Origin of the sequence: Pseudomonas sp. LAMO17WK12:I5, assembly GCF_900215165.1 — a bacterium.
Taxonomy (GTDB): domain Bacteria; phylum Pseudomonadota; class Gammaproteobacteria; order Pseudomonadales; family Pseudomonadaceae; genus Aquipseudomonas; species Aquipseudomonas putida_A.
The window spans coordinates 1-12,675 of record NZ_OBDS01000007.1; the positions used below are offsets into that span (position 1 = coordinate 1).

A 12,675-nucleotide genomic window follows, 5' to 3' on the forward strand; every position below is an offset into this window, starting at 1 on the left:
TGAACCCAGACGACCAGATTGGATTTGGAGATATCGATGCCGACCCAGGAAATCATGGCAAAACCCTCTTACACTCAGAAGTGAGAGTGCTCTGGCTTTGCCCACGCTTGTGATTCGAGTGGCGCTCGTCCAACTGTTCGGGCTTAGGGGCCAGAGTAGAAAGGTGGATGGCAGCTTTGCTCCCACTCGTGCTTTAAGCACCGCGGACTCACAGCTTGCCATCCACCCCTCTCACCCCAGAGTTTATCCCCTTACTCAGACACAAGCGGGCTTGCTCGCGAAAGCGGTTGTTCAGTCACATCGATGCTGAATGTACTGACGCTTTCGCGAGCAAGCCCGCTCCCACATTTGTTTTGTGGTGTACTCAAATCTCGTTACATTCCCCCGACAAAAATCCTGCGATAAATTCCTGACCACCTGCTACGTTTTATTCATGAAGGCGGGATGTCACTTTTCCTTCATACGGGCACGATAGGCTCGAGGCACTGGTCAGTTGACCGGGCTATTTTCAAACGGGCAGCAGGGGGATCACACGATGGACGACTATCAAGAAGAACTGCTCGAATTCCAGGCGTATGAACTGGATCAGCCAGAGCCGGCCGAAGACGCCACCGAGCTTTAAGGCGTCAGGCGGTTTTGCGATGACTGCGGCGAAACTCGCCGGGGGTCTGGCCGCTCCAGCGCTTGAAGGCGCGTTGAAACGCCTCGGCTGAAGCAAAGCCCAGCAGGTAGGCGATCTCGCCGAACGCCAGTTCGGTGTCGCGGATGTAGGTCATCGCCAGATCACGGCGGGTGTCATTGAGGATCGCGCGAAACTGCGTGCCTTCCTCGTCCAGTTTGCGCCGCAACGTCCAGGTCGGCAGCTTCAGGCGCGCCGCCACTTCTTCCAGGTCGGGTTCCCGGCCACCATTGAGCAACGGCCCCAACAGCTGAGTGATGCGTTCACGCAGGCTGCGGGTGCGGGTCAATTGCTCCAGTTCTCGTTCACACAATTGCAGCAGATGCCGCCAGGTACTCGGGCAGTGCTCGGGATTACGCTGTGCGAGGCTGTTCAGGTTCAGGCGCAATTGATTGCGCTCAGCGCCGAACTGGATTGGGCAGTCGCCCAAGACGTTGTAGGCGTCGCGGTAGTCCGGCGCGTCAAATTCGATCTCGATGCGCTCGGCGCGCAGTGGCTCGCGACCGACGCTGGACAGTTGATGCAGCCAGCCGGCGATGATCGAATCCACTACAAAACGGTTATAGGCGTTGTACGGACTGATCGAATAGAAGCGCAGCCAGGCGCCATGGGCGTCTTCGTGAAAACTCGACTGCCCGCGATAATTCGAGCCGTACAGCGGCTCGAAGCGGATCAGACAACGGGCGGCCTCGCGCACGGTCGGCGCCTGCGCGGCAGTGACCCCGGCGAGCCCGGCCTGACTCAAGCGGCTGAGCTGGCCCATGCGCAAGCCCAGTGCCGGATCGCCGGTCAACTGAATCGCGCTGTGCCCCAGACGCATGTAGCGCGGAATCGACAACCGCGCGCCGGCCTCGGCCAGTCGCGCGGCATCCAGCCCGTATTGTTCAAGCAACGCTTGCGGATCGGCACCTTGGCTGCGCACGGCATCAGCGAGGCTATGCACGAAACCTACCGACAGATCCCCCAGGCGCATCGGCAGCGGCTTCATGGCTTACAACCAGATATTCAGCAGACGCGCGCCACGGGCTTCGCCATCGGCGAATTGCTGACCGTTGCTGCTGAGGAAGCTTTGTCCCGAACCAGGCTTGTCCCAGAACTGGCCGCGCAGGAACACGCTCATGCCGGCGATCGCACGACTGCTCGGCGGCTGCGCGGTCAGTGTCAGGCGATGCCAGGCCTGACCTTCACTGATTTCCCCGGGCTTGAGGCTGACCGACCCCGGTGTGCTCGAACCCTTGTAACCGGCCCACGGCTGATTCCAGGCGTCGTGACCGACGACGAAGGCCGGCACCGCCACCAGTTGCGCGCCTTGCTCGTCGAGTCGGCGATAGTTGTCGGGGTACCAGCTGTCGCTGCCGATCAGCACACCCAGACGCCCGGCCGGGGTCTCGATCACGTTGATCGCGTGCTCGTCTTCGCTTCCGATCACGTCACGTTGTTCGAAGATCGGGTGCATCTGCCGCTGGGGCTGGCCCAGCGGTACGCCATCGCTACCGAACACCACGCTGCTGTTGAACAGCGCGCCGCTGCCGGGCTTGAGTTGGCCATCACGAATGCTCGGTTCGGGCAGGACGATGGAACCGGCCACCAGTGTGACGTGGAATTCCTTGGCCAGACCACCGAATAACGTCTGGTAATCCTTGGCCATGGCTTTGGACTTCATCCGCAGATGCGCGTCGTCGAGGCGATTTTCGCCCTTGGCAGTGAGCCAGGCGCGGGCGAACAGCAACGGATTGCTCGCCGCCAGCCAGTTCATCGCTTCGACCAGGGTCGGGGCCTGATACAGCTCGTCTTTCTCGCCGCTGATCATCAGCCAGGTGCCGACATGCTCGGGCAGTACCACCACGGTTTTTTCGTTCAGCAGCCCCTGATCCTGTGCCTGCTGCAGATAGGCCGCGAGTTTGCGGTGCAGGCGCTCGGGGCTTTGGTAGTCGGTCGGAAACAGTTCCGGCTGGATGCCCAGCAGATTGCCACGGTCGGCGGGCGTGCCCTGATCGACCGCCAGTTTGATGCGCAGATCCGACAGGTAATGCCCCGCCGGCCGGTCCGCCGCCCACATGGCGTAGGTGGTCAGGGCGGCAACGATGGCCATGGAGAAAAACAGATACAGAAGTTTGCGCATGAAAACCAACAACAGCCGGGTACAGGGTGTGGCGACTAGGGTAGGGCGCATGCCTGCGCTTGCCAAGGGGCGCTGCGCATTTGGATCAATAAGTTGTCAGTTTCGGTCATTGAGTGACAGCAGTGCGACTCTTAGTCTGTCGAACATGACTGACGGGGGACGCAGAGCTCCCGCAATTTCCGTGATCGCACGTTGTGGAGTTACCGATGACCGCCGCTCATTACCCGCACCTGTTGGCCCCGCTGGACCTGGGATTCACCACGCTGCGCAACCGCACCCTGATGGGTTCGATGCACACTGGCCTTGAAGAAAAACCGGGTGGCTTCGAACGCATGGCAGCGTACTTCGCCGAGCGTGCCCGTGGCGGCGTCGGCCTGATGGTCACCGGCGGTATCGGCCCGAACGACGAGGGCGGCGTGTACTCCGGCGCAGCCAAGCTGACCACCGAGGAAGAAGCGCTCAAGCACCGCATCGTCACCCGCGCAGTGCATGAGGCGGGCGGCAAGATCTGCATGCAGATCCTCCATGCCGGGCGTTATGCCTACAGCCCGAAACAGGTGGCGCCAAGCGCGATTCAGGCGCCGATCAACCCGTTCAAGCCCAAAGAGCTGGACGAGGAGGGCATCGAGAAACAGATCAGCGATTTCGTCACCTGCTCGGTACTGGCGCAGAGCGCCGAGTACGACGGAGTGGAGATCATGGGCTCGGAAGGTTATTTCATTAACCAGTTCCTCGCCGCGCACACCAACCACCGTACCGACCGCTGGGGCGGCAGCTACGAGAACCGCATGCGCCTGCCGGTGGAAATCGTCCGCCGCGTACGCGAAGCAGTCGGGCCGAACTTCATCATCATTTTCCGTTTGTCGATGCTCGATCTGGTCGAGGGCGGCAGCAGCTGGGAAGAGATCGTGACCCTGGCCAAAGCCATCGAGCAGGCCGGCGCGACCATCATCAATACCGGCATCGGCTGGCACGAAGCGCGGATCCCGACCATCGCCACCAAGGTGCCGCGCGCGGCGTTCAGCAAGGTCACCGCCAAACTGCGTGGTTCGGTGAACATTCCGCTGATCACCACCAACCGCATCAACACCCCGGAAATTGCCGAGCAGATTCTCGCCGAAGGCGACGCCGACATGGTCTCGATGGCACGGCCGTTCCTCGCCGATCCGGACTTCGTCAACAAAGCCGCAGAAGGCCGTGCCGACGAAATCAACACCTGCATCGGCTGCAACCAGGCGTGCCTCGATCACACCTTCGGCGGCAAACTCACCAGTTGCCTGGTCAACCCGCGTGCCTGCCATGAAACCGAGCTCAACTATTTGCCGGTGCAACAGATCAAGAAGATCGCCGTGGTCGGTGCCGGCCCTGCCGGTCTGTCCGCCGCGACCGTGGCCGCCGAGCGCGGGCATCAGGTGACCTTGTTCGATTCCGCGAGCGAAATCGGCGGCCAGTTCAACATCGCCAAGCGTGTGCCGGGCAAGGAAGAATTCTTCGAAACCCTGCGCTACTTCAAGCGCAAGCTGCAGACCACGAATGTCGAGGTGTGCCTGAATACTCGCGTCGACGTGGCGAAGCTGGTCGAGGGCGGTTACGACGAAATCATCCTCGCCACCGGCATCGCGCCGCGTGTGCCGGCGATTCCGGGCGTCGAGAATGCCAAGGTGCTGAGCTACCTGGACGTGATCCTTGAGCGCAAACCGGTGGGCAAGCGTGTCGCGGTGATTGGCGCGGGCGGCATCGGTTTCGATGTCTCGGAATTCCTTGTGCACGAAGGCGTGGCCACCAGTCTGGATCGCACCGCGTTCTGGAAAGAGTGGGGCATCGACACGAACCTGGAAGCGCGAGGTGGCGTGGCCGGGATCAAAGCTGCGCCGCACGCGCCGGCTCGCGAAGTGTTCCTGTTGCAGCGCAAGAAAACCAAGGTCGGTGATGGCCTGGGCAAGACCACCGGCTGGATTCACCGCACGGGCTTGAAGAACAAGCAGGTGCAGATGCTCAACAGCGTCGAATACCTGAAAATCGACGACGAAGGCCTGCACATCCGCATCGGCGAAACCGGCGAGCCGCAAGTGCTGGCGGTGGACAATGTCGTGATCTGCGCCGGCCAGGATCCACTGCGCGAGCTGCAGGAAGGTCTGGTCGCGGCGGGGCAGAACGTGCACCTGATCGGCGGCGCCGATGTGGCGGCGGAGCTGGATGCCAAGCGCGCGATCAACCAGGGTTCGCGCCTCGCCGCTGAACTTTAACCACCACGAATCCCCCCTGTGGGAGCGAGCCTGCTCCCACAGTGGATTGGCAGTGTGCGCAACATTTATGGATGGCGCGGATCCTGTAGGAGTGAGCCTGCTCGCGATGGCGTCCTGTGAGCGACTAGAATGCCGGCTCTGCCTCGAATGATCAGTCGCCCATGCTTCTTCCTCCCGCCAACTGGCTACCCCAAGCCCCCCTCGAATTGCTTCAACTCGACTGGCTCACCAACGCCGGAATCGAGGTCGCGATCCTGCGTCTGGACCGGATCGACCCGCTGATCAGCGGCAACAAATGGTTCAAGCTCGTCGAGCATCTCAAGGCCGCCGACCGTGCCGGCGCGCAGGGCATCATCAGCCTGGGTGGCGCGCATTCCAATCATCTGCATGCGCTGGCTGCGGCTGGCAAGCGTCTGGGTTTCGAAACCGTTGGGCTGTTGCGTGGCCATCCACAGCAGACGCCCACGGTTGAGGACTTGCAGGCGTTCGGCATGCAACTGCACTGGCTCGGTTACGGCGGCTATCGGGCGCGGCATGAGCCCGGATTCTGGGAGCCTTGGCAGGCGCAGTTCCCGAATCTGCACGCAGTGCCAGAGGGTGGCGGCGGATTGGCCGGTGCGCTGGGCTGCAAAGCGCTCAAGGAGCAGGTGGGTTCGCGACTGAGCTCGCTAGGCTGGAGCGATTACCACGGCTGGTGGCTGGCGTGCGGCACCGGGACGACTCTGGCAGGGCTGGTACTCGCCGAGGCGGGAGAGCGTGCGGTGTACGGCGCGCTGGCGGTGCCGGAAGATCATGGCGTGGCGGCGCAGGTGGAGGCGATCGTTCGGGAGACGGATATGGCAATGACGAATTACGCATTGTTCGACGCGAGTCGGGGTGGTTTCGCCAAAGTCGATCCGGTGTTGCTCGAATTCATCGACAAAACTGAACAGAGCAGCGGCGTCCCGCTGGAGCCGCTGTATACCGGCAAGGCTTTGTTGATGCTCAAGGAGCAGATTGAGGCCGGCAGATTTGAGCCAGGCACCCGGTTGATCTTTGTTCATACCGGCGGTTTGCAGGGGCGCCGCGGATTCACTTCCTACAGTTGAACTTCTGTGGCGAGGGAGCTTGCTCCCGCTCGGCGGCGCAGCCGTCGTCGATTCAGCGAATACAGTTTGCCTGACAGTCCAGATTTTCAGGATTCAGGTCTGCTGCGCAGCCCAGCGGGAGCAAGCTCCCTCGCCACAGGGGAAATTTACCGAGTTGGTGTTCAACCGCGCTTGGGCATCATCCGCAGCAACGTGTTATCGCCCACCACATAATGGTGATACAGCCCCGCCAGCGCATGCAGGCCGATCAGCCAGTAGCCGATGTTGCCGATCAACACGTGCCAGTGCTCCACCTGCTTGGCGAATGCCTTGTCTTCATGAACCAGCAACGGCAGATCGAAACCGTAGAACATCACCTGATGCCCCTCGGCGCTGGTAATCAGCCAGCCAAGAATCGGCATGCTGATCATGAACAGGTACAACAACCAGTGCATCACCCGCGCCAGCAGAGTCTGCCATTGGGGCGAGGCCGGGAAGATTTTCGGTGCCGGGCCGATGCTGCGCGCTACCAGGCGAAACCACACCAGCACGAACACGGTCAGGCCGAGCATGTAGTGCACTTCGCGGATCAGCGAGCGGCCGCCACTGCCTTTGGGAAAAATCCCGCGCAACTCCATGCTGGCATACACCAGGATCAACAGGACCAGCATCAGCCAGTGCAGCAGCACGGACACGGTGCTGTAGCGGGATTCGGAACTTGTCCACGGCATACGGTGTTTCCTCACAGATCAGGGTCGCCACGTGCCGTTCTTGTGCGACGGCATGCTTTAACTGTAATCCCCTTTGGCAGATTTGCCTGAGGCTGATCGGAGTTTCACTGCGCTGAGTCAGGGCTTTAGCCAAAAAAAAACGCCAGTGTCGCGAAGACCCTGGCGTTTTCTATTGTTTTGACGAAAAGGCGCGATCAGCTCGATTGCGGCATCTCACCGTTGGCCAGACGCTTGTTGATGTCGGCAATCACTTCCGGCAGGTCGCTGATGGTGTCGATCATGTAGTGCGGGCGCGAATCGGCGAACAGCGCGTGGATGCGTTTGCGTTCGCTGGCCAGTTCGTCGCTGCCCAGCGCCCGGTAGCCGGCGTAGTCCAGGCCCAGCGCGTTACCCGAGCAGATCAGCGCCACGGTCCACATTCCGGCGCGACGACCTTCGAGGATGCCCGGCACGGTGTCATCGATCTTCACGCAGGCCGCGACGTCGTCGATGCCCAGGGCGATCACGTTGGCCAGGGCCTGAGCCGGCCATGGGCGACCGTTCGGCACTTCGTCGGTGGCGACTACATGGTCGGCGACGTAGCCGTTGGTAGCGGCCAGCGCCACGACCTTGTCCATCACCTGTTTCGGGTAGCCGGAGCAGGAACCGATCTTGATCCCTTGCTGACGCAGGTTGGCAATGGTTTCCAGCGCGCCGGGAATCAGCGCCGAGTGCTCGGCGATCTTCTCGATCTGTAGCGGCATGAAGCGGTTGTAGATCGCGGTCACGTCATCGTCGGTCGGGGTGCGGCCGAAAGCTTTGCGATAACGCTCGGCGACCTGCGGCTGATCGCACAGGGTGCGGATGTGGTCCCACTTGCCCATGCCCATCGGGCCACGGGCCTCTTCGATGGAGACCTGAACGTCGAATTCGGCGAAGGCTTCAACGAAGATCTGCGTCGGTGCGAACGAGCCGAAATCGACCACGGTGCCGGCCCAGTCGAGGATCGCGGCTTGCAGTTTGTTTGGGTTGGTGTAGTTCATGGCAGTCAATTCCTGAGTTGGCAATACGGTTCAAAACTGTGGGAGCGGGCTTGCTCGCGAATGCGGCGGCACATTCAACATTAATGGCGGCTGACACTCCGCCTTCGCGAGCAAGCCCGCTCCCACAGGGGATTAGTGGCGTTTCAGATATCGAGGACTTCCATCTCGCGCAGCACTTCTCCCACTGCTGCCACGGCCTGGCGCATTTCGTCCGGGTTGACGTGGCCGATGCAGCCGACGCGGAAGGTTTCGACCTGGGTCAGTTTGCCGGGGTAGAGGATGTAACCCTTGGCCTTGACCCGTTCGTAGAAGTCCTTGAACTGGTAGCGCGGATCTTGCGGGGCATGGAAGGTGGCGATGATCGGGGCCTGGATCGCTGCCGGCAGGAAGCTGCGCAGGCCGAGCTTGCCCATCTCTTCCATCAGCGCCTGACAGTTGGCGGCGTAGCGCGCATGGCGAGCGGGCAGGCCACCTTCTTCGTTGTATTGCAGCAGCGCTTCATGCAGCGCCGCGACCACGTGGGTCGGCGGGGTGAAGCGCCACTGGCCGGTCTTCTGCATGTAGCTGTGCTGGTCATGCAGATCCATCGCCAGCGAATGCGAGTTTCCTGCAGAAGCAGCCAGTGATTCCTTGCGAGCGAAGACAAAACCCATCCCCGGCACGCCTTCCAGACACTTGCCGGAGGCGGCGATCAGCGCATCGAACGGGACTTTTTGCGCGTCCACCGGCAACGCGCCGAACGAGCTCATGGCATCGATGATCAGGCGCTTGCCGTGTTGCTGCACGACGTCGGCGATTTCCGGCAACGGGTTGAGGATGCCGGTGCTGGTTTCGCAGTGGATCAGCGCGACATGGGTGATGTCGCCATCGGCGCGCAGCAGACGATCGACGTCGGCAGCGGTGGTCGGTTCGTCTTCGGCGGTTTCGAAGGTGCTGAACGAGCGGCCGAGCACTTCGCAGATCTTCGCCAGACGCTTGCCGTAGGCACCGTTGATCAGCACGAGGATTTTGCCGTCACGCGGTACCAAGGTGCCGATGGCGGCTTCGACAGCGAAGGTGCCGCTGCCCTGCAATGGCACGCAGTGGTGAGTGGCGGCGCCGTTGAGGATCGCCAGCAATTGCTCGCAGAGGCTGGCGGTCAGTTGATTGAAGCGGTCATCCCATGACCCCCAGTCGATCATCATTGCCTGGCGGGTGCGGGCCGACGTGGTCAACGGGCCGGGAGTGAGCAGGATGGGTGCGGCAGTACTCATTCGTGTGTCCTCGCGATAGCGCTGTGGGATGAAGCTACGGGGCATACGTTGCAATTCGGCGGTCTATCAATCAAATTGTTTGTTGTTATGCCAGCCATCAGTGAGGGTTATCCATGAATCTGTTCCAGCTGCGCGCCTTCGACGCCGTGGCCCGGGAAGGCAGCTTTACCCGCGCCGCCGCGCGCCTGTTCATCAGTCAGCCGGCGGTCACCGGACACATCAAGGCGCTGGAGGAGCACTACCAGATCACCTTGTTGCGTCGCACCGCACGCCGGGTGGAATTGACCGAGGAGGGCACCAAACTGGCGGCGATCACCCGCGCCATGTTCGGTTTGGCCGAAGAAGCGCAAACCCTGCTCGAAGCCAATCGTCAGTTGCTCACCGGGCGCCTCGAAGTGGCGGCGGACGGCCCGCACATGGTCATGCCGATGCTCGCCAGCCTGCGTGCGCGCTATCCGGGGATCACGGTGAATTTGCGTCTGGGCAATGCGCAGGAAACCCTCGCCGCGCTGTTGTCCGAGCATGCGGACGTGGCGGTGCTGACCGAGGTCGAACCGCGCAAGGGCCTGCATCTGCAAGCGTTGAGCGAATCGCGGATCTGCGCGCTGGTGCCGGCGGCGCATGCGTGGGCGCAGCGTGCCGGCGAAGTGAAGCTCAAGGAGCTGGATCAGGTGATCATGGTGTTGCGCGAGCCGAGTTCGATCACCCGGCGCACCTTTGATCAGGCGTGTGCGCAGGCGACGGTCATTCCACGGGTGCTGCTGGAACTGGACAGCCGTGAGGCGGTGACCGAAGCGGTGGCGGCGGAGCTGGGGGTGGGTGTGGTGTCTTCGGTGGAGGTCAGCCATGACCCGCGGGTGGTGGCGATTCCGATCGTCGGCGACGGGTTGGTCAATCGGCACATGATTGGCTGCATGGAGCGGCGGCGGGAGTTGCGCCTGATTCAAGCGTTCTTCGGTCTGGCGCCAGGCTGATACACCGTGGTGCGTCCTTCGCGAGCAGGCTCGCTCCCACATTGGAATGCATTTCAACTGTGGGAGCGAGCCTGCTCGCGAAGGGACCAGACCGGTTTACCCAAGACTCTCGCGCACCATCTCGAGAAATGTCGCCACCACCCGCCGCGAACTCTGCTCGCGCAAGCACACCAGCGTCTCGGTCAACCGCCGGGTGCAATCGGTGATCGGCAACGCACACACCCGCGAATCCGCGCCAAACTCCGCCGCCGACACCACCCCCACACCGATCCCCACCACCACCGCCTCGCGCGCGGCTTCCCGGCCCTCGACCTGGATTGCCGGACGAATGCGAAAACCGGCGCGGGCCATTTCTTCTTCCAGAGTCTGGCGGGTTACCGAGCCGTGCTCGCGCAGCACCAGCGGCGTGTCATCGAGATCGGCCAGACAGATCGACTCGCGCTCGGCCCACGGGTGATGGCGCGAGACGAACGCCACCATCGGGTCGTTGCGTAGCGGCACGCACAGCAGACGTTCATCAGTGACATCGCGCCCGAGCAGCGCCAGATCGGCCTGATAGTTGAACAGGCGAAACAGCGATTCATCGGTGTTACCGGTCTCGATCTTCACGCTGATCCCCGGATACCGCTCACAGAACCGCGCGATCTGCGGCAGCACGTGTATCGGCGCGTCCACTGCGAGAATCAGGCTGCCGGTCTGCAACGCCTGGGATTCCTGCAGCAGTTCCTGGGCTTCAGCCTCGATCACAAACAGCCGCTGAGTGATCGCCAGCAGCCGCTCACCGAGATCGGTCAGGCGCACCGAACGCTTGTTGCGATGGAACAGCAACACACCAAAGCGTTCTTCAAGCTTGCGCACCTGGTCGGAAATCGCCGGTTGCGTGAGAAAAAGCCGTTCGGCGGCTTTGGTAAAGCTTCCATGGACGGCCACGGCGTGGAAGGCTTTGAGCTGGGCGTGGGACACCGACATGCAGCCTCCAGTAACAAGCTGAGCTTATGTGTGAAATACGATAAATCGATTTTATTTATTAAACAGTAATTGCTTTGATCCGCTCACGCCAGCGCTGACTGTCCGCTCGGACAGCAGCGTTGGCGATGAGCCTGTGCGTGCAACAACAGGACTCATCTGACCGCTATCGCCATCAGGGATGGGGCGCTGGCGCAGTGCTCAACAATAAAAAACAAAGGCGTTTACTTAACGATTCTGCCGGCACACTCACACCCTGAGGTCAGAACCACAATGAACAAGCACATCGGCACCATTGCGCGTTGGCGCATGCAGATTTTCGCTGTCACCTGGCTCGCATACGCCGCATTCTATTTCACCCGCAAAGCGTTTTCGGTGGCCAAACTGGGCATTGCCGAAGACCCGACCTTCATGCTCGACAAGATGGCCATGGCCAACCTCGATGCGATCTATCTGGCGGCCTACGCCATCGGCCAATTCACCTGGGGCATGCTTGCCGACCGTTTCGGCCCGAGGGTCGTGGTGCTTGGCGGGCTGCTGATTTCTGCTGGCGCGGCATTGGTGATGGGCAGTTTCGCGACCTTGCCGATCTTCGCCACTTGCATGCTGATCCAGGGGCTGGCGCAGTCCACCGGCTGGTCGGGATTGTGCAAAAACCTCGGCAGTTTCTTCCCCGCGGAACAGCGCGGGCGCGTGCTAGGTCTGTGGAGTTCCTGCTATGCGTTTGGCGGTCTGGTGGCCTCGCCGTTCGCCGGCTGGTGGGCGTATACGCTGATGGGCACCTGGCATGCGGCGTTCATTTCCAGCGCGGCAGTGGTCGCGGTGGTGGCGCTGTTGTTCTTCATTTTTCAGCGCAACAAACCGGAAGACGTCGGCCTGCCGGCGGTGGAGCCGGAGCCGGAACTCAGTGCCGCGGAAACCGAAGCCAACAGCAAACTCAGTGTCTGGGAGCCGTTGAAGGAAATCCTGCGCAACCGCACGGTGCTGGTGCTGGGCCTGGCGTATTTCATGTTGAAACCGGCGCGTTACGCGATTCTGTTGTGGGGCCCGGTGATCGTCTTTGAGCAGATGCCAAGTGTCGGCAAGGTCGGCGCGGCGATCATTCCCACCTCGTTCGAACTGGCCGGTCTGCTCGGGCCGATCATGATCGGTCTGGCCTCGGACAAACTGTTCGGCGCCCGGCGCATGCCGGCCTGCGTCCTCAGCCTGCTGGCGCTGACCGTGACCCTGGCGCTGTTCATGGGAGCCTTGCACACCGGCAGCGTGATGCTGGTGGTGGCGCTGCTGTTTGTCATGGGCCTGACCCTGTACGGACCGGATTCGATGATCAGCGGCGCCGCGGCCATCGACTTCGGCAAGGCCAAGGCCGGCGCCACGGCGGCCGGTTTCGTCAATGGTTGCGGTTCGGTCGGTGCGGTGCTCGGCGGATTGCTGCCGGGTTACTTCGATTCGGTGACGGTGTTCATCGTCTTCGCCGGCTGCGCTTTGTTCTCGGCGCTGGTGCTGATTCCGCACTGGAACAGCCGCCCGGTCGGGGTGATGGAACCGCGCGCGGCCATTCCCAATTGCCCGCTGACCATCAAACCCCTGCGTAACTGAAAACCCTTGCCCTGCG

At 61.9% G+C, this 12,675-nt stretch carries 10 protein-coding genes; 4 read left to right on the forward strand and 6 right to left on the reverse strand.

Features of this window, described 5'->3' with window-relative positions; genetic code table 11:
* Window positions 1-626: 626 nt before the first annotated feature.
* Together CRO59_RS13270 and CRO59_RS13275 are read right to left on the reverse strand one after the other, a co-directional pair.
* The gene (locus CRO59_RS13270; RefSeq protein ID WP_097088207.1) at window positions 627-1,667 is read right to left on the reverse strand and encodes an AraC family transcriptional regulator; all 1,041 of its coding nucleotides are present in this window, start codon (window positions 1,665-1,667) and stop codon (window positions 627-629) included.
* 3 nt (window positions 1,668-1,670) lie between these two features.
* Entirely contained in the window at window positions 1,671-2,801 is a 1,131-nt protein-coding gene (locus CRO59_RS13275) for a carbon-nitrogen hydrolase family protein (protein ID WP_097088205.1), read from the reverse strand.
* A 206-nt stretch (window positions 2,802-3,007) separates the two neighbouring features.
* Here CRO59_RS13275 and CRO59_RS13280 point away from each other — a divergent pair, with 206 nt between their 5' ends.
* Entirely contained in the window at window positions 3,008-5,047 is a 2,040-nt protein-coding gene (locus CRO59_RS13280; RefSeq protein WP_097088203.1) for an FAD-dependent oxidoreductase, read from the forward strand.
* A 161-nt stretch (window positions 5,048-5,208) separates the two neighbouring features.
* Window positions 5,209-6,135 carry a 1-aminocyclopropane-1-carboxylate deaminase/D-cysteine desulfhydrase gene (locus CRO59_RS13285; protein ID WP_097088202.1) on the forward strand — a complete coding sequence of 309 codons (927 nt, stop codon included), beginning with the start codon at window positions 5,209-5,211 and terminating at the stop codon, window positions 6,133-6,135.
* Between the two features lie 161 nt (window positions 6,136-6,296).
* Here the strand turns inward: CRO59_RS13285 and CRO59_RS13290 are convergent, their stop codons facing one another.
* The 3 genes from CRO59_RS13290 to CRO59_RS13300 all read right to left on the reverse strand — a co-directional run bounded on the left by CRO59_RS13290 (window position 6,297) and on the right by CRO59_RS13300 (window position 9,120).
* Window positions 6,297-6,845, reverse strand: a complete 549-nt coding sequence (locus CRO59_RS13290) for a cytochrome b (RefSeq protein WP_097088200.1) — start codon at window positions 6,843-6,845, stop codon at window positions 6,297-6,299.
* 194 nt (window positions 6,846-7,039) lie between these two features.
* Window positions 7,040-7,867, reverse strand: a complete 828-nt coding sequence (gene phnX, locus CRO59_RS13295; protein ID WP_097088199.1) for a phosphonoacetaldehyde hydrolase — start codon at window positions 7,865-7,867, stop codon at window positions 7,040-7,042.
* Between the two features lie 143 nt (window positions 7,868-8,010).
* On the reverse strand, window positions 8,011-9,120 hold the full coding sequence (locus CRO59_RS13300; RefSeq protein WP_097088197.1) for a 2-aminoethylphosphonate--pyruvate transaminase: 1,110 nt from the start codon (window positions 9,118-9,120) through the stop codon (window positions 8,011-8,013).
* Between the two features lie 113 nt (window positions 9,121-9,233).
* Here CRO59_RS13300 and CRO59_RS13305 point away from each other — a divergent pair, with 113 nt between their 5' ends.
* Window positions 9,234-10,094, forward strand: coding sequence for a LysR substrate-binding domain-containing protein (locus CRO59_RS13305; RefSeq protein WP_097088196.1), 861 nt, complete (start codon window positions 9,234-9,236; stop codon window positions 10,092-10,094).
* A gap of 96 nt (window positions 10,095-10,190) precedes the next feature.
* Here CRO59_RS13305 and CRO59_RS13310 read toward each other — a convergent pair whose 3' ends face one another.
* Complete coding sequence (locus CRO59_RS13310; protein WP_097088195.1) at window positions 10,191-11,063, reverse strand: LysR family transcriptional regulator; 873 nt, start codon at window positions 11,061-11,063, stop codon at window positions 10,191-10,193.
* 270 nt (window positions 11,064-11,333) lie between these two features.
* Between CRO59_RS13310 and CRO59_RS13315 the strand changes: the two genes are divergently transcribed.
* A complete protein-coding gene (locus tag CRO59_RS13315; RefSeq protein WP_097088193.1) occupies window positions 11,334-12,659 on the forward strand; it encodes an MFS transporter in 1,326 nt (441 codons plus the stop codon).
* The last annotated feature ends 16 nt before the right edge of the window (window positions 12,660-12,675 follow it).

Bases quoted from the DNA above. Each gene is read 5' to 3' on its own strand.
- CRO59_RS13310 (WP_097088195.1), bottom strand. From the start codon at position 11,063: ATGTCGGTGTCCCACGCCCAGCTCAAAGCCTTCCACGCCGTGGCCGTC.
- CRO59_RS13290 (WP_097088200.1), bottom strand. From the start codon at position 6,845: ATGCCGTGGACAAGTTCCGAATCCCGCTACAGCACCGTGTCCGTGCTG.
- CRO59_RS13275 (WP_097088205.1), bottom strand. From the start codon at position 2,801: ATGCGCAAACTTCTGTATCTGTTTTTCTCCATGGCCATCGTTGCCGCC.
- phnX (WP_097088199.1), bottom strand. From the start codon at position 7,867: ATGAACTACACCAACCCAAACAAACTGCAAGCCGCGATCCTCGACTGG.
- CRO59_RS13315 (WP_097088193.1), top strand. From the start codon at position 11,334: ATGAACAAGCACATCGGCACCATTGCGCGTTGGCGCATGCAGATTTTC.
- CRO59_RS13300 (WP_097088197.1), bottom strand. From the start codon at position 9,120: ATGAGTACTGCCGCACCCATCCTGCTCACTCCCGGCCCGTTGACCACG.
- CRO59_RS13280 (WP_097088203.1), top strand. From the start codon at position 3,008: ATGACCGCCGCTCATTACCCGCACCTGTTGGCCCCGCTGGACCTGGGA.
- CRO59_RS13305 (WP_097088196.1), top strand. From the start codon at position 9,234: ATGAATCTGTTCCAGCTGCGCGCCTTCGACGCCGTGGCCCGGGAAGGC.
- CRO59_RS13270 (WP_097088207.1), bottom strand. From the start codon at position 1,667: ATGAAGCCGCTGCCGATGCGCCTGGGGGATCTGTCGGTAGGTTTCGTG.
- CRO59_RS13285 (WP_097088202.1), top strand. From the start codon at position 5,209: ATGCTTCTTCCTCCCGCCAACTGGCTACCCCAAGCCCCCCTCGAATTG.